Here is a 17,604-nt window from a genome sequence, read left to right on the forward strand (position 1 = left end):
CTCCTGTGGATTATGAGTGGAGTTCCCGGAAGGGAATCCCTTTTACCAGGCGGGCAGCGTTAGTGCCGATGCTGCGCCTGGCATGGTTATCTTGTTGATACATCAGCGTAAACAGTGGCGCTGATGCCGGTAAGTTTTTGTAATGCACAATCAGTTTTTCCTGATCGCAGGCAATGCCAACCAACAGGGGAGATTGACGAGCAGCCAGCCAGGCGCTATCGATAACTTCACCTGACGGAATGTGTTGAATGCGAAAGGGAATACCTTCCTCTTCAATGCCAAGAAGCACTTCATCCCATGTAGTGATACAGTCACCGATCTCCATGACAACGATGGCTGGTGCACGCTCTTTACTTTCCATGAATCGACTCCTTGTGCCAGGCGATGAGGAGCCCAGTAGCTACCGCATTGCGCGGACCTTCGCTACCACGGATATTCCCCCGCCCGGCGACCAGTCGATAATGTGCCAGCGCGTCGGTGACCAATTGCGGTACTTCGAAATCCAGCGAAGAGCCACCTACCAGAACGACGAACGGAATGTCGCGAATATTTCCGGCAGGGCTTACCTGACGCAGCGCACGCAGGGCATTAGTTACGAAGACACGCTCTTTCGCACTGCGACGGACAGCGCGTACTTTTTCCAGCGTCAAATCACCGGGAATAGGCACCAGTTCGTCAGGTTTCACCACACAAACGCGGGCAAATACATGAGGGGATAGGGGAGTAGGGAAGAACTGAACGCTGCCATCTTCATGGCGTAAGTGGAACAGGCTTTCTACTTTTGCCAACGGGTACTTTTTGATTTCTTCTGCCAGATAACGATCATTTAAGCCCAGCTCACGAGCGATAATCATCGTTACCATGTCGCCCGCTCCCGCAAGGTGAGTGGCAACTATTTCCCCTTTCTGATTGATGATGGAGGCATCGGTAGAGCCTGCACCTAAGTCCAGAATTGCCAGTGGACGTGTCGTTCCAGGGGTAGTCAAGGCCCCCTGAATGGCGGCTTCTGCTTCTGCGCCTCCGACCTGAACATCAACATGCAGTTTTTGCTTGATTTCACTGGCGATCATCGCCATTTGCAGACGGTCGGATTTCACCATAGAGGCAATACCCACAGCCTGTTCCAGTGAAAATTCACCTGCCAGACCACCGGTTACGTTGACGGGGACAGAGGTATCTATCGCCAGCAAATCCTGAATAAAAATTTCGTTGCTGGGTTTGTTGGTCAGTTCAGCCATGGTCTGGCGAACATGTTCCAGCATTCCGCCGATGTTGGAGCCAGGTTCTCCCGTCACGTTTTCCAGTTTTGGGCACTCACCGACCGCTTTCATAATGGCATCGGCACCAGCAGCTACATCAACCCGCGTTGTGCGCCCGGCAGAAAGCAGTTCGATATTTCCGGCGGGTATCGAACGGGCTTTAACGTCGCCAGAAGGCGTTTTCACTACCACTGCTGAACGGTTGCCGATTAGCGCCCGCGCGACAGGAACAATATTTTTAGTCTCTTCAGCATTGAGGGCGAAAACGGTGGCAATCCCATACGGGTTAGACAGGGTTTCGATAACTTTCCCGGGAACGGCAACTTCAATTGCAGCCAGCATGCCGAGCGGAATACGATCGATGTAGAGGACTTCATCAACAATAGGGAGAGGAATTTCCAGGCGGTTATTGACCAGTACGCCATCGTCGCGTTGCAGAATAACGCCAGTCAGCTGATATCCGGCTCGTACGGAGGCGTTTATCATCGTTGCGATATCGGCAAAATCAAATGCCGATGACACCACCAGAATGTAGGGTGTGTCCGCCGGGCATGTTAATAACTCTTGCGGAGTGATGGTGAGCCCTACGCCCAGCCCCACTCCGCCCGGCGTTTTCGGGTTGTGACCGATCATGGTTGATTCGGTGATGATAGTTTCAGTGATGGTTTCCATCGCCACATCACCAATGACCGGAGTTGCTTCGTTGATACGAATAAGCGAAATATCGCTAACATTGATGCCGACTTTTTTCGTTGCCTGTGCGAGCGCCTCCTGAATACCATGGACGTTACGCAACGTACCTTTAATTCCGGTGGTTTCCGCCAGGGCGCTACTCACGAACGACAACTCTCCAGTTGCACTGAGCGTTGCCAGCGCAACCTCTGTTGATGAGTTGCCGATATCAATGCCTGCTATATATCGCATAGTTCGTCCTTAATCGTCGCCTTTCAGTTTTTTGCGCTCGACATAAAGTTCCGCAGCTTCACGGACAAATGCAGCACAAATTTTGGCCTGATAACGCCGTTCAAGATCGTCAGCAATGGCAATAAGTTCTTGCTTAGTCGAACGATAAGGGCGTAACGCATTGTAGATTTCGAGGATGCGATCATCCGGTACTGAGGTAAGCTCAGCGGCGCGTTCGAAATTCATCGCCAGGCGATCGCGACCAGCATCTCTGGCAATCGCGGCCTGAATACGCAATGTTTCAGGGGTAATGCGCATATCCTGGGCGGTGACGTTATCGCTGAGCACATTTTCCAGAGTGAAATCGTCGAGCGTTTTATTGGTTGCTGTTTTAACCCATTCCGGATGTTTATTTGCCAGCGGGTAATCCGTCACTTTGGCGCTCTGTATTGACGCGCTGGGGACCGCAGAAACAGGAGCTGCACCCTGTAAACTGTTCATGCGGTTCAACACGTCCCTGACCATCGACTCAATTGCATCGGTATTCATGAAGGTTTCCTTTGTTAAAACGTCACGCGCAGTTCTTGCGGTTTTTTGCCAGTGACCACGTACTTCGTCTCTTTAATATGCAAAATGGCAGATTTGGCCTGGTATTTCGGTCGCGCCATTTGATCGTTGAGGGTCGGCACCGGTTGTGGAGACTCGCGCTTCGCATAACGCGCGGCGTTTTTGCCAATCTGACGATAAGTATCCAGCGTCAACAAAGGCGCTTGTGGGAAAAGTTCCAGGTTAGACAAGGGGGGAAGTCCCTGCTGGTGGATAACCGTTGTGCCTTTCGACTGAATACCGATAGCAATACCTGAACCACTAAGACGATCGCCTTCGACTGCTACGAATGCGACATCGGACGATTTAAAGCAGCGAATCACACGGGCTTTAATGCCTTCTTCTTCGATACCGGCAATCACTTCGCGCAAAATGTTTTTATGCAGAATACCGATGATATTGACGGTTTGCGCCAGGCCGAACGCCGGGCCTACAGCAATAATGACTTCATCTTGCTGAGTGCCTTGTTGGGCTTCACCAATTTCGGTCAGAAAATTTCCGGTATCTGGCACTGAAGAGACAGTTGCAGAGACAGGTGCGCGAAATGAAACGGACTTGTCGCTGGTTTGCATTTCTGCCAGCACGTCTTCGATAATCTGACGCAGTAATTTTTCGTTAATTTCCATTTCTCACCCTTAGTCAATTTCGTTGGGATCAAGTGCACCGGGAATATTTTTGATCTCTTCCCAGCGTTCCCCTTGCAGGCGGTAACCTGTAGCTGGTCCGGCGTAATCATTGACGTCATTGACCGCAGAGAGCACTTGTCCGTCATCGACGATGATGGCTGAGGTATGGAGATAATCGCCGGTCAGTTTTGCTTTTTGCATGTTGAGCATGTCCTGGGCGACATCGGTAAAACCGCCTTGCGCCAGGGCTTTCACCACTTCCAGGCTGTTACGGTTTTTATTGATAATCTCCTGGGCGAACTTGATGTCTTCCACAATATTGCGCTCAGGCATATCTTTCGAACCGTGGGCATAGGTTGCCGCTTCGACTTCTTCATCGGTAATTGGCGGTAGTCCCATACCGGCAAAGACAGCCTGTAAAGCGCGAGCGGCTTTATTGCGGATAGCGATAACATCTTCTTCGCGTACTGGTCGCAGCCCGCCATCAACCTTCAGGTCACGCTGAATGACGTTGTAATCATCGAAGTCTTCAGCATCTTCGTTTGAACCAGCAAACATGTTGTCGTAGTTCGGCACAGCGGAAAAACCGGAAGAGATAAAGTCGGTACCTGGCAGAAATTGCATCAGGAAACGTGCGGTACGGCGCATATCCGAGTGGGTAAAGGTCTGGTCATTACTGGAGGCGCATTCCAGATCCAGCGATGAGCAAATTAAGTTTTCCGCTAATACTGCGCGGATGCCTGATGGCACAGCTGATGGAACACCGATGCAGCTTACCGAACCATTCTGCAGACCCTGAACGCCTGCGGCTTTGGTGATGTAAATACATCGAGCCTCGAGATAAAGCATTGATTTGCCTTCCGCGTAACCCATCTGTACTTCAGAGCCGGAGCCGGAAGTAAAGCGCATTTTTAAGCCGCGAGAAGCATAGGATGACGCGAGAAATCCTTTTGACCACGGGGTATCATCGCCATCGGTGAAAACAGGTTCTGTACCATAGACAGAAATTGTTTCGGCGTAACAGGTGTGGCCTAACATACCGAGTTTCAGTTCGGTGGCTTCTTCCAGTGAACACTGGGTCAAGACGCCCGGACGTCCCACCTGTGAGCCGACCAGCAGGGCGATGGCGTTGAACGGTGCATAGCGAGCAACGGCAACGGTGGTTTCCTGTTCATCAAACCCGCGCCATGCGCCTTCAGCTGCGTCGGCGGCAATTTGTACCGGGTTATCTTTGACGTTGGTAACATGAGCCTGTTGTGATGGTGTTCGACGGGCGCGCATTTTCTGCATCGCCATCATCATCTCTACCACGTTCATCTGCGAAACCACTTCGACGATTTTTGCAGGTGTCATTGCTGTGGTAAGGGGAACGATATCGCTACGTTTGACATTTGGATCGCACAACATATTGGCAAGTTTTACCGAATCCATCGCGATGACTTCCTCTGCGCGCGCGAGATTGATGCCGTAGCGGGCGATAAAGTGGTCGATCAGGTCAAACTGACTGGCGGGTTTTCCATCCAGTTCGGTAACGACGCCGTTAACAATTTTGATTGACGGTTTAGGATCGTTCGGGCTTTCCATCGCAATGAAGCCTTCTTCAATCCACTCTTTAACGAAACCGTCCTGGTTGACCGGGCGTTTTGCCAGTGCTTCAAATCTTTTCGATCTCATAAATCTGCCTCAGAGAATTCAGATGTAGGAAGGGCGATCGTTTTTCGGTGTATCGCCGAGAGTCGAAAGCACGGTTTTACCGATTTCGCGTGCGGAGATGACCGCCTGGCGGACTGCGCCGGAGTCACCCGAGATAATCAGAATGACTTCGTTGCTGTAGCTGGTGCCTTGAGCGGGGGAGCTGTATGCCACGACATCCACATTGGCGGACTTCAGCGCGGTGTCGGCCATCAGAACACCCACCGCAGCCGGAGCGCCGACAATAACGCCGCAAGCCCGTCCCAATGGTGCACCAAACGCTTTTTCCAGTGCATAGCTGGCGCGGGCGGTGTATTGCAGTTCAAGATGCCCGGCTTCGTTGGCATAGACATCACCAAAGGTCCGATCGAGTTCTTTCAGGGCAACTTCAATACCGCGTTTCACGTCGGAAACATCGTTGCCACCTAAGAGGATCAATGAGCCGTGTCCGGCACCGCCTTTAGTATCGCGAGGAAGTTCAATGCTAATAACTTCAGTGTTGGTGGCTTTTACCGCTTCATCAGCGGCCATAATGTGTGGACCTGCGCCAATACGCGCACCCAGAATGCCAATGGAACGATAGCGTTTTTCAAGTTTCATCGCGTCCAACAGGGCGCTATCAACGTTCGCAATGACCAGACCTACAGTGTCGCCAATAGCGGTGCCAACAAATTCTGTTAACGTGCAGCTTTTTTCTGCCATAGCCGTCTCTCGTATTTGATGAGTGGTTTTCGGGAGAACCTCATGCTCTGGCGTCGCTACGCGAGCGATGACCTGCGCCATGATCTGTTCGACCAGTTCATTGCTGCTCATGGGTTAATTCCCTTTGGTAAGATTTTTTCGACATCGGTATGTGGGCGGGGAATAACGTGTACGGCTTTTACTTCGCCGACGTTACGCGCAGCTGCGGCACCTGCGTCTGTTGCCGCTTTTACCGCCCCGACATCACCACGAACGATGACGGTCACCAGCCCGGAACCTATTTTTTCGTAGCCGACCAGCAAAACATTTGCCGACTTCACCATGGCGTCTGCGGCCTCTATGGCGGCAGTTAAGCCTTTGGTTTCTACCATTCCTAACGCTTCTTGTTGCATAAAGACCTCGCCTGGATTTTTTTGACGATATGACTATAAAAAAAAGCGAGGAAAAAGAATGGCTGACTTAATCGGCTAATGAGAAAAATTAATAGAGAACAAATATAATAAAATTGCTTTTATGAACTATATGTTGTTAATTTATTGGTTGTTTTGTGGATGTTTCAATGTGAATTAATTGCGTTGGCTAGTGAGTTTAATCGCGAATAATATTTCGTTGAGTTTGGTTCGAGGAAGGAACTGTGATATTTGTTTCAATTTTATTATGTCATGATGGCAATTTTTTATTGTAAAAGTTTGGTGGAAATTATTACTTTCAACACTGATTAACGCTGTGTTGCATGATTCGGCAATGACAATAATTTGTTATGTTAGCACGATTTTTACACGAGTCTGTCATGCATGTTGGCAATATTTTCTGCAGAGCAATTTTTTATAGTTGCGCTCGGTATACACAACAATCAGCGCATAGTTGGCTGATAAAGAAAAACTCCGTAAAGAAGGTGTCACTATGAATGATTCACTCAAGGCGCAATGCGTTGCCGAGTTTTTGGGCACCGGACTGTTCCTCTTTTTTGGCATTGGTTGTTTGTGCGCCCTGAAAGTTGCCGGGGCAAGTCTGGGACTGTGGGAAATTTGTATCATTTGGGGGTTAGGGATTTCGCTTGCTGTTTACCTTACGGCAGGTATTTCCGGCGCTCATCTCAACCCGGCAGTTACCATTGCTCTGTGGCTGTTTGCCTCTTTCCCAGCCCGTAAAGTGCTGCCATTTTGTGTGGCGCAATTAGCGGGTGCCTTTGGTGGTGCGGTTCTGGCATATTCTCTCTACAGCAGTTTGTTTACCGATTTTGAATCTGCTCACAATATAGTGCGTGGTAGCGCAGAAAGTTTACAACTCGCCAGTATCTTCAGTACTTATCCAGCAGCGGCGATTAATGTATGGCAAGCTGCGTTGGTCGAAGTGGTCATAACGTCCATGTTAATGGGGTTGATTATGGCGTTGACCGATGACGGTAATGGCGTACCCAAAGGACCGCTTGCGCCTTTACTCATTGGTATTCTGGTTGCTGTTATTGGTGCTTCTACCGGACCATTAACCGGTTTTGCCATGAATCCAGCGCGTGATTTTGGACCTAAAATTTTCACCTGGTTTGCGGGTTGGGGGGAAATTGCGATGACTGGTGGACGCAATATTCCTTATTTCATTGTACCCATTATTGCACCGATCATTGGGGCATGTGTTGGTGCGGCGATTTATCGCTATCTCATTGCAAAGAATTTACCTGTCAATAGTGTAACGCCTAAAGAAATCAGCGAATAACGAAATAATCTGGCAGTTATAAACGTTTATTTTTTTACTGTTTGTGATCTGCTTTCCGAACTTATTAAAAAGTCTCCCGCTTCACGGAGGCTTTTGTTATTGTCCTTTGTGCTTCTCGTCAGTAAATCATCAGGGATGATGTGAAGATTAAATGTAAAACAATTGTTTTGCTATAACAATAAATTAACTGGGAGGTTTTATCATGATTTCTGCGGCGACACTTAATTCAGAACTCATTAATAAAATCGCGCAGGATTTTGCGCAGGCGACCAGCCTTGCGGTTGTCGTGGTCAATATTCACGGCGATGAAATTTCCGAGCTGTTTAACTTCACTCCATTTTGTCAGATGATGCGGCAACACCCTCAGCTAAGCACTCGATGTCGCATGAGCGATCGTTGTGGGGGCCTGGAAGCCTCTAAGTCCGATCAGCCTTGTATTTATCGCTGTCATGCCGGATTAACCGATTTCTCTATTCCACTGGTAATCGCCGGACATTTAGTTGGTTTTGTATTGTGCGGGCAAGTTCGTCTGCGTAATGATGATGTCGATTTGGTCGATATTCTGAATGTCGATGATTGCTGGCAGGCAGATCCCGAATTACTTAATGAATTTCGCAAAGTCCCTGAGATGGATTACTCAAGAGTTATGGCCTCTGCTGATTTGTTGAAGTTGATTGTAGAAAATTGCCTAAAAAAACAACTCAATTTTGTGGTTATTAAAGAGAACAAATCTCAGTCAGATTCGGTGCGCCAGACTCGTGCGCCTGGTCCCCACGACAATAAAATGAAAAAAGCTTTACGTTATATTGATGCGCATTTATCAGACGATTTGCGTCTGGAAGATGTCGCCTCGCACGTTTATCTAAGCCCTTATTATTTCAGTAAGTTATTTAAGAAATACCATGGAATCGGGTTTAATGCGTGGGTAAACCAACAACGGATGGCCAGCGCTCGTGAGTTACTGTGCCATAGTGACTGGAGCATCGCCAGCATTGCGCGTAATTTAGGTTTTTCGCAAACAAGTTATTTTTGCAAAGTTTTCCGTCAGACTTATCAGGTTACGCCACAGGTGTATCGACAGCAAGTGAGTGATAATGCGGCGATGGAAACGGTATAGAGTAAATTCCCCAAAAAAAGAGGACGGTTTAAATAAACTCTGCAATGAATAATTAACGTTATTTACCTGTTATGGGAAAAGTGAAATCAGCTCATAACATACGCTGACAGGTGTGGCACATTTGTGCCTGGGAAGAGGGTGAAAATCCCTCGCAGCCCCCGCTGCTGTAATGCTGACAAACCCGAAAATGCCACTGATCGCGAGATTGGGAAGGTCGGGAGAGGATGACGCTAAGCCAGAAGACCAGCCAGTCAGTCAATACCAACAACTTCGGTGGGAAGTGGGTTGCCCGGAAGCGTCCGGTAGAGTACAGGCGCGTCTTTATACCCCTACCACCCTGAAAGGATCAGGGTATGGCGGCATCATTTAGTTCTTTCATCGCAGTGCCGACAGGCACCAGGGCTGCACTTAAGGTGTGGCAATCTTGTTTCATGGCTTATCAACCAGACCGCCATTACAGGAAATTAAGTGGAGGGCGAGAGGCATGAAAACGATAAAACCCGAATCGATAGCTCTTTTTTGCCTCTTATCTGGAGATGTGGATCTGGCGAAACATCTGGCGGAAATATTGCCAATAACCTGTTTTGTTGGTGAGGACTGGCAGCAAGATTTCCAGCCTTTTGACGGTGGGCCTGTGCAATCGTTATCAGATGCGTATAGCTATTATTCAGTGCTGCTATTGATAGCAGCTGAAAGCGAGATATCCGTACCAGAATGGCTCGCTCATTCTGAGGGAACGACGGTAATTTTGATTACAGAACACAATGCCCGTTTGCTGACTGGTCCGGCTGGTGGGGCTGTAGCATTAATCCATTATCTGAATGAAATCTGTCATGCCAGAGAAACCGCTGTCAATGACGCATTTTGTCGGACGTTAACACGAGGAAGTCTGGCTATTCCGCAATGCCATCTTCTTTCGTAATGGATTGAGAATGCTGGATTTTTAATTATATTACGCGCAGTATTAATCGCGTAAATGTTTTGCGGTCAGCAACGGTGGGGGATCCATTGTTCTGTTCAATGAATACCATCATACAATTGAATCAGGAGTCGGTATGATGATTTTGGTGACAGGTGGAGCACGGAGCGGGAAGAGTCGCCACGCAGAAGCGCTTATTGGGGACTCTTCACAGGTTCTGTATATCGCCACCTCGCAAATCCTTGATGATGAGATGGCTGCACGGATAGAACATCATCGGAAAGGCCGCCCGGCGCACTGGCGCACAGTGGAGCGCTGGCAACATCTTGATGAATTAATTCATGCAGACATTAACCCGAATGAGGCTGTGTTGCTGGAATGCGTTACCACAATGGTGACTAATCTGTTGTTTGATTATGGCGGCGATAAAGACCCTGATGAATGGGATTATCAGGCGATGGAACAGGCGATTAATGCTGAGATTCAGTCGTTGATTGCTGCCTGCCAACGTTGCCCCGCAAAGGTTGTATTAGTGACTAACGAAGTGGGAATGGGGATTGTGCCGGAGAGTCGTCTGGCACGACATTTTCGTGATATTGCCGGGCGGGTAAATCAGCAGTTGGCCGCTGCGGCAAATGAAGTATGGCTGGTGGTTTCGGGTATTGGAGTAAAAATCAAATGAGTAAATTATTTTGGGCGATGCTCTCATTTATTACGCGTCTGCCTGTACCGCGTCGCTGGTCCCAGGGACTGGATTTCGAGCATTATTCTCGCGGTATTATTACTTTTCCTTTGATTGGATTATTGCTTGGCGCGATTAGCGGGTTGGTCTTCATGGTGCTGCAGGCATGGTGTGGCGCACCACTGGCGGCACTGTTTAGCGTACTTGTGCTGGCGCTGATGACCGGGGGATTCCATCTGGACGGCCTCGCTGATACCTGTGATGGCGTATTTTCTGCACGTAGCCGCGATCGCATGTTGGAAATCATGCGTGATAGCCGTTTAGGCACCCACGGCGGTCTGGCATTGATTTTTGTGGTACTGGCAAAGATTCTGGTGTTAAGCGAGTTGGCTCTGCGTGGCGAACCGATCCTTGCATCGCTGGCGGCAGCATGTGCGGTCAGCCGCGGGACTGCCGCATTATTGATGTATCGTCATCGTTATGCGCGGGAAGAAGGGCTTGGCAATGTGTTCATTGGCAAAATTGATGGGCGACAAACCTGCGTCACACTCGGCTTAGCCGCTATTTTTGCTGCCGTATTATTGCCGGGTATGCATGGTGTGGCTGCTATGGTGGTGACGATGGTGGCGATTTTCATCCTCGGTCAGCTTCTCAAACGTACGCTGGGCGGGCAAACCGGCGATACGCTGGGAGCAGCCATAGAGCTTGGTGAACTGGTCTTCCTGCTGGCACTGCTATAAAGAGACGTGACATGCAAACACTTGCCAATTTACTGAATACGATCCCTGCCATCGATCCTGCCGCTATGTCGCGTGCACAACGGCATATTGACGGGTTACTCAAACCTGTTGGTAGCCTGGGAAGGCTGGAGGCGCTTGGCGTACAACTGGCGGGAATGCCGGGGTTGAATGGCATACCGCATGTGGGCAAAAAAGCGGTACTGGTTATGTGTGCCGATCACGGCGTCTGGGAGGAAGGGGTCGCTATTTCCCCAAAAGAAGTCACAGCCATTCAGGCTGAAAATATGACCCGCGGAACAACCGGCGTGTGTGTGCTGGCAGCACAAGCGGGCGCTAACGTCCACGTAATTGATGTTGGTATTGATACTGCTGAGCCTATCCCCGGGCTTATCAACATGCGTGTCGCACGAGGTAGCGGCAATATTGCTTCAGCTCCGGCAATGAGTCGCCGTCAGGCTGAAAAGTTGCTTTTGGACGTCATATGTTATACGCGGGAGCTGGCAAAAAACGGTGTCACGCTGTTTGGTGTAGGTGAACTGGGGATGGCAAACACGACACCGGCAGCAGCAATAGTCAGCACAATCACTGGCCGGGATCCTGAAGAAGTGGTTGGGATTGGCGCAAACCTGCCGACAGATAAACTGGCTAATAAAATTGATGTTGTGCGCCGGGCGATTACGTTGAATCAGCCAAATCCGCAGGATGGCGTTAATGTTCTGGCAAAAGTGGGTGGATTTGATTTGGTCGGAATGGCTGGCGTGATGTTAGGCGCTGCTTCCTGCGGTTTACCCGTGTTGCTGGATGGATTTCTTTCTTATGCTGCTGCGCTCGCAGCCTGCCAGATGTCTCCTGCGATCAAACCGTATCTCATTCCTTCTCACCTGTCGGCAGAAAAAGGGGCGCGTATTGCGCTGTCGCATTTGGGGCTGGAGCCTTATCTCAATATGGAGATGCGTTTAGGTGAGGGGAGTGGCGCAGCTCTGGCGATGCCCATCATCGAAGCTGCCTGTGCGATATATAACAACATGGGCGAACTTGCTGCCAGTAATATTGTTCTACCGGGGAATACGACTTCTGATTTGAACAGTTAAAAACGAAAAGTCTGATAAAAGCTATACTTAACGGATAGCTTTCGCGACTTAGGAAAGGGACATGATGCGTCGTGTAAATATTCTTTGCTCATTTGCTCTGCTTTTTGCCAGCCATACTAGCCTGGCGGTAACTTATCCATTACCTCCAGAGGGTAGCCGTTTAGTGGGGCAGTCACTTACTGTAACTGTTCCTGATCACAATACCCAGCCGCTGGAGACTTTTGCCGCACAATACGGGCAAGGGTTAAGTAACATGCTGGAAGCGAATCCGGGCGCTGATGTTTTCTTGCCGAAGTCAGGTTCGCAACTCACCATTCCGCAGCAACTGATTTTGCCCGCCACTGTTCGTAAAGGGATTGTGGTTAACGTCGCTGAGATGCGTCTTTATTACTACCCACCAGACAGTAATACTGTGGAAGTCTTTCCTATTGGTATCGGCCAGGCTGGGCGAGAAACCCCGCGTAACTGGGTGACTACCGTTGAACGTAAACAAGAAGCTCCAACCTGGACGCCAACGCCGAACACCCGGCGCGAATATGCGAAACGAGGGGAGAGTTTGCCCGCATTTGTTCCTGCGGGGCCCGATAATCCCATGGGGCTGTACGCGATTTATATTGGCAGGTTGTATGCCATCCACGGTACCAATGCCAATTTTGGTATTGGACTTCGGGTAAGTCAGGGCTGTATTCGTCTGCGCAATGACGATATCAAATATTTGTTTGATAATGTTCCTGTAGGTACTCGTGTTCAAATTATTGATCAGCCAGTGAAATACACAACGGAACCGGATGGTTCAAAGTGGCTGGAAGTTCATGAGCCGCTGTCGCGCAATCGTGCAGAATATGAGTCTGACCGAAAAGTGCCATTGCCGGTAACCCCATCTTTGCGGGCGTTTATCAACGGGCAAGAAGTTGATGTGAATCGCGCAAATGCTGCGTTGCAACGTCGATCGGGAATGCCTGTGCAAATTAGTTCTGGTTCAAGACAGATGTTTTAAGAGCGTTGGTAATTAGCAAGCAAAAAGCCTGCTAGAAAGCAGGCTTTTTTGAATCTGGCTCCTCTGACTGGACTCGAACCAGTGACATACGGATTAACAGTCCGCCGTTCTACCGACTGAACTACAGAGGAATCGTGTGAACGGGGCGCATATTAATGGCAGTACATGGTGATGTCAAAGGGTGAAATGCATTTTTTTGTTTGTTTGCTGTCAATTTCAACAAAGTGGTGAGCTTTCAATCTTATTGGTAATGAACCATCGTGGTGCATACCCTTCTTTTATGGGGCAGGGGAACGCGACAGCTGATAAAAAGAGCCAATGACGAATCTATCATAATCTCTTATTTGACAGTTGGTTAGCTTGTACATCAACGCCAAAATAAAACTGGCAAGCATCTTGCAATCTGGTTGTAAGTAATGGCGGCACTTGGGCCGATTCTTAAAAACCGGAGGCAACATGAACTTCAGACGCCTGAAATACTTCGTAAAAATTGTAGATATTGGTAGCCTGACCCAGGCTGCTGAAGTATTGCATATCGCACAACCAGCGCTCAGCCAGCAGGTTGCCACACTCGAAGGTGAGTTAAATCAACAACTTTTGATTCGCACAAAACGGGGCGTTACGCCAACTGACGCCGGAAAAATTCTCTATACCCATGCGCGGGCCATTTTACGTCAGTGTGAGCAGGCCCAACTGGCGGTGCATAACGTTGGTCAGGCATTATCGGGGCAAGTCTCGATTGGCTTTGCGCCAGGAACCGCTGCGTCATCCATCACCATGCCCTTATTACAGGCGGTTCGCGCTGAATTCCCGGAGGTCGTTATCTATCTTCATGAAAATAGCGGAGCAGTGCTTAACGAAAAACTGATAAATCACCAACTCGATATGGCGGTGATTTATGAGCATTCCCCTGTGGCTGGTGTATCCAGTCAGGCTTTACTGAAAGAAGATCTTTTTCTGGTAGGAACTCAAGATTGCCCGGGGCAAAGCGTTGATGTTAATGCTATTGCGCAAATGAACCTTTTTCTCCCAAGTGATTACAGTGCTATTAGACTTCGTGTTGATGAGGCTTTTTCCCTACGGCGACTCACGGCAAAAGTCATTGGTGAAATTGAGTCTATTGCCACGCTTACCGCAGCGATTGCCAGCGGCATGGGCGTTGCAGTATTACCCGAATCGGCCGCGCGTTCGTTATGTGGCGCAGTAAATGGTTGGATGTCACGCATTACCACTCCTTCCATGAGTCTCTCTTTGTCATTAAATTTACCCGCCAGAGCGAACTTATCACCACAGGCGCAAGCAGTGAAAGAGTTGTTAATGTCAGTGATGAGTTCTCCAGTGATGGAAAAAAGGCAGTGGCAATTGGTGAGCTAAGCGTTATATCGGGATGGAATAAGATGCGGGTTTTTATTATTTGTTATGCCGGGCATTAGACTTTAACAATAACGGGATATCTGAACTGCCCGGAGTTTACCGTGAATTTCCAACAACTAAAGATAATCCGCGAGGCTGCACGTCAGGATTACAACCTGACAGAGGTTGCGAATATGCTTTTTACCTCACAGTCAGGCGTTAGCCGTCATATTCGGGAACTGGAGGATGAACTTGGCATCGAAATATTTGTTCGACGAGGTAAGCGACTGCTGGGCATGACTGAACCGGGCAAAGCATTACTGGTCATTGCAGAACGTATTCTGAATGAAGCCAGTAATGTTCGTCGGCTTGCAGACCTGTTTACCAACGATACGTCTGGCGTTCTCACTATTGCAACGACGCATACTCAGGCACGTTATAGCTTGCCTGAGGTCATTAAAGCTTTTCGCGAACTTTTCCCGGAGGTTCGGCTCGAGCTGATCCAGGGTACGCCACAGGAAATTGCGACGTTGTTGCAAAATGGCGAAGCTGATATTGGTATCGCCAGCGAGCGTTTGAGTAATGACCCGCAGCTCGCCGCCTTCCCGTGGTTTCGCTGGCACCATAGTTTGCTTGTTCCACTCGATCATCCCTTGACGCAAATTACACCGTTGACGCTGGAATCAATAGCAAAGTGGCCGTTAATTACTTACCGACAGGGGATTACGGGGCGCTCACGTATTGATGACGCATTTGTCCGCAAAGGTTTGCTGGCAGATATTGTATTAAGTGCGCAGGATTCTGATGTCATTAAAACCTATGTTGCTCTTGGGCTGGGGATCGGATTAGTTGCCGAACAATCCAGTGGTGAACAAGAGGAAAAGAATTTAATCCGTCTGGATACGAGGCATCTTTTCGATGCTAATACTGTCTGGTTGGGACTGAAGCGAGGGCAACTTCAACGTAACTATGTCTGGCGCTTTCTGGAACTTTGTAATGCAGGACTGTCAGTTGAGGATATCAAGCGCCAGGTGATGGAGAACAGTGAAGAGGAAATTGATTATCAGATATAGCAAAAAGCCCGCTATAAAAGCGGGCTTTTCAGAAATTTGGCTCCTCTGACTGGACTCGAACCAGTGACATACGGATTAACAGTCCGCCGTTCTACCGACTGAACTACAGAGGAATCGCTGTTGAGGCACATCTTAACGGCGAAAAATCTTTTGTCAAACCCGATTTTTAAATTTCCCAACCGTTTGCCGTTTCTATCAACAGTTTGTTGCATTTGCAGACAATTTGTTGGCGAAAATCTTTGCAGCTTTGCTGATTCTCCCTCATTATTTGAAATGTGGTTTCACTTTCTGCAATTAAGGTCGGCTTTGAATATCTCCTCTGCTTTACGCCAGGTTGTTCACGGCACTCGCTGGCACGCCAAACGCAAGAGTTACAAAGTGTTGTTCTGGCGCGAGATAACCCCGCTTGCTGTTCCTATCTTCATGGAGAACGCCTGTGTCCTGTTGATGGGGGTCCTGAGCACTTTTCTGGTCAGCTGGCTGGGAAAAGATGCGATGGCCGGCGTGGGATTGGCGGACAGCTTCAATATGGTCATTATGGCTTTTTTTGCTGCTATCGATCTTGGTACTACTGTCGTTGTGGCATTTAGTCTCGGTAAGCGGGATCGACGACGAGCGAGGGTGGCGACGCGGCAGTCATTGGTGATCATGACGTTGTTTGCCGTACTGTTGGCAACGCTTATTCATCATTTTGGCGAACAAATTATTGATTTCGTCGCGGGTGATGCCACGACAGAAGTTAAAGCACTGGCGTTGACTTATCTGGAGCTGACGGTACTCAGTTATCCAGCAGCTGCCATCACTTTGATTGGTAGCGGGGCACTTCGTGGTGCAGGGAATACGAAAATACCGCTACTGATTAACGGTAGCCTGAATATTCTTAATATTATTATTAGCGGCATATTGATTTACGGCCTTTTCTCCTGGCCGGGACTGGGATTTGTCGGGGCTGGGTTGGGTTTAACCATTTCTCGTTATATTGGCGCAGTTGCAATTTTGTGGGTGCTGGCGATTGGTTTTAATCCTGCGCTAAGGATTTCGTTAAAGAGCTATTTTAAACCGCTGAATTTTAGCATTATCTGGGAAGTCATGGGGATTGGTATTCCAGCGAGTGTCGAATCAGTGTTATTTACCAGTGGTCGGTTATTAACCCAAATTTTCGTTGCCGGGATGGGGACCAGTGTTATTGCCGGAAATTTTATCGCGTTTTCAATTGCGGCTCTTATCAACTTACCCGGAAGTGCGCTCGGCTCTGCTTCTACGATCATTACAGGCCGAAGGTTGGGGGTAGGGCAGATAGCGCAAGCAGAGATTCAGTTGCGGCATGTGTTCTGGCTGTCCACTCTTGGATTAACGGCCATCGCCTGGCTAACGGCTCCCTTTGCCGGGGTTATGGCATCGTTTTACACCCAGGATCCACAGGTTAAACATGTCGTTGTGATTCTGATTTGGCTAAATGCTTTATTTATGCCTATTTGGTCTGCCTCATGGGTGCTACCCGCTGGATTTAAGGGTGCTCGCGATGCACGTTACGCCATGTGGGTTTCTATGTTGAGCATGTGGGGTTGCCGGGTTGTAGTCGGTTATGTGCTGGGAATCATGCTTGGCTGGGGTGTGGTTGGTGTCTGGATGGGAATGTTTGCCGACTGGGCTGTGCGGGCCGTGCTGTTTTACTGGCGAATGGTTACTGGACATTGGCTGTGGAAATATCCTCGACCTGAGCCGCAAAAGTGTGAAAAAAAGCCAGTTGTGTCGGAATAAACGACAAAGTGCAGATTATTTCAGCAAACGATTTCAAATTTAAAAAACAGGCTTTGACATTGTGGATGAGCGTCGCTAATATTCGCCTCGTTCTCACGATTCCTCTGTAGTTCAGTCGGTAGAACGGCGGACTGTTAATCCGTATGTCACTGGTTCGAGTCCAGTCAGAGGAGCCAAATTTTAGTTTTGAGACATCTCTATGAGTCTCAAGACAGTTAAAAAATAAAAATTATTTTTACCCGGTTACCTTGTAAAAAAGTGACCGGGTTTTTTGATTTCTGTGTTTCGTGCGCTTAATCGAGTCTCACGCTTCAGTGAGCAAATTGCCCCCCAACAGACATCACGATTCGCAAGGTCAAAAACTTCGTTC

The 17,604-nt window shown here is 48.8% G+C and carries 17 protein-coding genes, 3 tRNA genes and 1 riboswitch; of the genes, 11 read left to right on the forward strand and 9 right to left on the reverse strand.

From position 1 onward, the window contains the following. Positions 1 to 10: 10 nt before the first annotated feature. Genes ACJHX7_RS11730 through pduA form a run of 7 tightly spaced genes read right to left on the reverse strand, consistent with a single transcriptional unit; the run spans position 11 to position 6,180 of the window. Complete coding sequence (locus ACJHX7_RS11730) at positions 11 to 361, reverse strand: glycerol dehydratase reactivase beta/small subunit family protein (RefSeq protein ID WP_000444012.1); 351 nt, start codon at positions 359 to 361, stop codon at positions 11 to 13. Further along, on the reverse strand, positions 351 to 2,183 hold the full coding sequence (locus ACJHX7_RS11735; protein WP_001608400.1) for a diol dehydratase reactivase subunit alpha: 1,833 nt from the start codon (positions 2,181 to 2,183) through the stop codon (positions 351 to 353). Before ACJHX7_RS11735 ends, ACJHX7_RS11730 begins: the two co-directional genes overlap by 11 nt. Before the next feature lie 9 nt (positions 2,184 to 2,192). Further along, complete coding sequence (pduE, locus tag ACJHX7_RS11740; protein ID WP_061092878.1) at positions 2,193 to 2,711, reverse strand: propanediol dehydratase small subunit PduE; 519 nt, start codon at positions 2,709 to 2,711, stop codon at positions 2,193 to 2,195. 14 nt (positions 2,712 to 2,725) lie between these two features. Beyond that, a complete protein-coding gene (locus tag ACJHX7_RS11745) occupies positions 2,726 to 3,394 on the reverse strand; it encodes a propanediol/glycerol family dehydratase medium subunit (RefSeq protein ID WP_094029877.1) in 669 nt (222 codons plus the stop codon). Between the two features lie 9 nt (positions 3,395 to 3,403). Beyond that, positions 3,404 to 5,068: a propanediol dehydratase large subunit PduC gene (pduC, locus tag ACJHX7_RS11750; RefSeq protein WP_001256917.1), complete on the reverse strand. Its 1,665-nt coding sequence runs from the start codon at positions 5,066 to 5,068 to the stop codon at positions 3,404 to 3,406. Positions 5,069 to 5,086: 18 nt separating this feature from the next. After that, positions 5,087 to 5,899: a propanediol utilization microcompartment protein PduB gene (gene pduB / locus ACJHX7_RS11755; RefSeq protein ID WP_000097484.1), complete on the reverse strand. Its 813-nt coding sequence runs from the start codon at positions 5,897 to 5,899 to the stop codon at positions 5,087 to 5,089. Then, a complete protein-coding gene (gene pduA / locus ACJHX7_RS11760) occupies positions 5,896 to 6,180 on the reverse strand; it encodes a propanediol utilization microcompartment protein PduA (protein ID WP_001183614.1) in 285 nt (94 codons plus the stop codon). Before pduA ends, pduB begins: the two co-directional genes overlap by 4 nt. Before the next feature lie 511 nt (positions 6,181 to 6,691). On the opposite strand from pduA, the gene pduF reads away from it, so the two are divergent. The 7 genes from pduF (at position 6,692) to ldtA (ending at position 13,047) form a co-directional block, all read left to right on the forward strand. After that, positions 6,692 to 7,501 carry a propanediol diffusion facilitator PduF gene (gene pduF, locus ACJHX7_RS11765; RefSeq protein WP_001000047.1) on the forward strand — a complete coding sequence of 270 codons (810 nt, stop codon included), beginning with the start codon at positions 6,692 to 6,694 and terminating at the stop codon, positions 7,499 to 7,501. A gap of 202 nt (positions 7,502 to 7,703) precedes the next feature. Beyond that, positions 7,704 to 8,618: a transcriptional regulator PocR gene (pocR, locus tag ACJHX7_RS11770; RefSeq protein ID WP_000622046.1), complete on the forward strand. Its 915-nt coding sequence runs from the start codon at positions 7,704 to 7,706 to the stop codon at positions 8,616 to 8,618. Positions 8,619 to 8,709: 91 nt separating this feature from the next. Continuing rightward, positions 8,710 to 8,885, forward strand: a riboswitch (cobalamin riboswitch). 217 nt (positions 8,886 to 9,102) lie between these two features. Further along, positions 9,103 to 9,540: a cobalamin biosynthesis protein gene (locus tag ACJHX7_RS11775; RefSeq protein ID WP_122992243.1), complete on the forward strand. Its 438-nt coding sequence runs from the start codon at positions 9,103 to 9,105 to the stop codon at positions 9,538 to 9,540. A gap of 133 nt (positions 9,541 to 9,673) precedes the next feature. After that, entirely contained in the window at positions 9,674 to 10,219 is a 546-nt protein-coding gene (gene cobU / locus ACJHX7_RS11780) for a bifunctional adenosylcobinamide kinase/adenosylcobinamide-phosphate guanylyltransferase (protein ID WP_094029879.1), read from the forward strand. Next, positions 10,216 to 10,959, forward strand: a complete 744-nt coding sequence (gene cobS, locus ACJHX7_RS11785; protein WP_001333892.1) for an adenosylcobinamide-GDP ribazoletransferase — start codon at positions 10,216 to 10,218, stop codon at positions 10,957 to 10,959. The genes cobU and cobS overlap by 4 nt, the downstream gene beginning before the upstream one ends. Before the next feature lie 11 nt (positions 10,960 to 10,970). After that, a complete protein-coding gene (gene cobT / locus ACJHX7_RS11790; RefSeq protein WP_061092885.1) occupies positions 10,971 to 12,050 on the forward strand; it encodes a nicotinate-nucleotide--dimethylbenzimidazole phosphoribosyltransferase in 1,080 nt (359 codons plus the stop codon). 61 nt (positions 12,051 to 12,111) lie between these two features. Beyond that, the gene (gene ldtA, locus ACJHX7_RS11795) at positions 12,112 to 13,047 is read left to right on the forward strand and encodes a L,D-transpeptidase (protein WP_000986329.1); all 936 of its coding nucleotides are present in this window, start codon (positions 12,112 to 12,114) and stop codon (positions 13,045 to 13,047) included. A gap of 55 nt (positions 13,048 to 13,102) precedes the next feature. Here ldtA and ACJHX7_RS11800 read toward each other — a convergent pair. Continuing rightward, a tRNA-Asn gene (locus tag ACJHX7_RS11800) sits at positions 13,103 to 13,178 on the reverse strand. 325 nt (positions 13,179 to 13,503) lie between these two features. Here ACJHX7_RS11800 and nac point away from each other — a divergent pair. Both nac and cbl read left to right on the forward strand, forming a co-directional pair. Further along, on the forward strand, positions 13,504 to 14,421 hold the full coding sequence (nac, locus tag ACJHX7_RS11805) for a nitrogen assimilation transcriptional regulator NAC (protein ID WP_001011472.1): 918 nt from the start codon (positions 13,504 to 13,506) through the stop codon (positions 14,419 to 14,421). 101 nt (positions 14,422 to 14,522) lie between these two features. Next, the gene (cbl, locus tag ACJHX7_RS11810; protein WP_032171479.1) at positions 14,523 to 15,473 is read left to right on the forward strand and encodes an HTH-type transcriptional regulator Cbl; all 951 of its coding nucleotides are present in this window, start codon (positions 14,523 to 14,525) and stop codon (positions 15,471 to 15,473) included. Between the two features lie 37 nt (positions 15,474 to 15,510). Here cbl and ACJHX7_RS11815 read toward each other — a convergent pair. Next, a tRNA-Asn gene (locus tag ACJHX7_RS11815) sits at positions 15,511 to 15,586 on the reverse strand. A gap of 160 nt (positions 15,587 to 15,746) precedes the next feature. Between ACJHX7_RS11815 and yeeO the strand changes: the two genes are divergently transcribed. Both yeeO and ACJHX7_RS11825 read left to right on the forward strand, forming a co-directional pair. After that, on the forward strand, positions 15,747 to 17,234 hold the full coding sequence (gene yeeO / locus ACJHX7_RS11820; protein WP_094029880.1) for a toxic metabolite efflux MATE transporter YeeO: 1,488 nt from the start codon (positions 15,747 to 15,749) through the stop codon (positions 17,232 to 17,234). Positions 17,235 to 17,334: 100 nt separating this feature from the next. After that, positions 17,335 to 17,410: transfer RNA gene (locus tag ACJHX7_RS11825), tRNA-Asn, on the forward strand. The last annotated feature ends 194 nt before the right edge of the window (positions 17,411 to 17,604 follow it).

Origin of the sequence: Escherichia sp. WS1451, assembly GCF_046487365.1 — a bacterium.
Taxonomy (GTDB): Bacteria; Pseudomonadota; Gammaproteobacteria; order Enterobacterales; family Enterobacteriaceae; genus Escherichia; species Escherichia coli.